Origin of the sequence: Hydrogenophaga intermedia, assembly GCF_023715105.1 — a bacterium.
In the GTDB taxonomy this organism is placed as follows: Bacteria; Pseudomonadota; Gammaproteobacteria; order Burkholderiales; family Burkholderiaceae_C; genus Hydrogenophaga; species Hydrogenophaga intermedia_A.
The window spans coordinates 1-977 of the sequence record NZ_JAMBNO010000081.1; the positions used below are offsets into that span (position 1 = coordinate 1).

A 977-nucleotide genomic window follows, 5' to 3' on the forward strand; every position below is an offset into this window, starting at 1 on the left:
GGTTGGTTTAAGTCAGGCCTCCGCCATGGAGTCCTGATTGGCGAGATGCCGCCAGTAGTTTGCCTCAGCCTCTGCCGGCGGGATGTAGCCGATGGGCTCCAGCAGTCTTTGATGGTTGAACCAGGACACCCATTGCAGGGTGGCCAGCTCCACCGATTCCCTGGTCTTCCAGGGTGCCCGACGGTGAATCAACTCGGCCTTGTACAGCCCGTTGATGGTCTCGGCCAGCGCGTTGTCATAGCTGTCGCCCTTGCTGCCCACTGAGGGCTCGATGCCCGCCTCGGCCAGTCGCTCCGTGTAGCGGATGCTGACGTATTGCGACCCCCTGTCGGAGTGACAAACCAGGCTGCCGTCGCGCTCGGGTTGCCGGTCGTAGAGCGCCTGCTCCAAGGCATCCAGAACAAAGTCCGTGCGCATCGTGTTGCTCACGCGCCAGCCCACGATGCGCCGCGCGTACACGTCGATCACGAAGGCCACGTACAGCCAGCCCTGCCAGGTGCTGACGTAGGTGAAGTCCGAGACCCAGAGCTGGTTGGGTCGATCGGCCTTGAAGACACGATTGACCCGGTCCAGCGGGCACGCTGCCTTGGCATCGCTGATGGTGGTGCGCACCACCTTGCCCCGGCGCACGCCCTGCAGGCCCAGGCGGCGCATGAGCCGCTCGACCGTGCAGCGCGCCACCACGATACCTTCGCGGTTCATCTGCTTCCACACCTTGTCGGCGCCGTAGACCTGCATGTTGGCGTGCCACACGCGCTCGATGTGCGGCGTCAAGGTGCTGTCGCGCTGGGCGCGCTGACATCGCAGGGTCGGGTTGCGTTGCGCGGCGGCGTGACGCCAGTAGCCTGACGGGGCGATCTGCAGCACCTTGCAGATCGACTCGACCCCGTAGGCCTGTCGATGCTGATCGATGAAGCCCTTCAGGACTTCAGACGGCGGTCGAGCTCCGCCTGGGCGAAAAACGCGCTGGCCAGCTT

At 64.8% G+C, this 977-nt stretch carries 1 protein-coding gene and 1 other annotated feature; the gene reads right to left on the bottom strand.

Features of this window, described 5'->3' with window-relative positions:
• Positions 1-12 precede the first annotated feature (12 nt).
• Positions 13-977: IS3 family transposase (locus tag M3149_RS22655; RefSeq protein WP_251711610.1), on the bottom strand; the 965-nt coding region annotated here is incomplete at its 5' end.
• Positions 850-966 (bottom strand) — a sequence feature (AL1L pseudoknot). (Overlaps the previous gene by 117 nt.)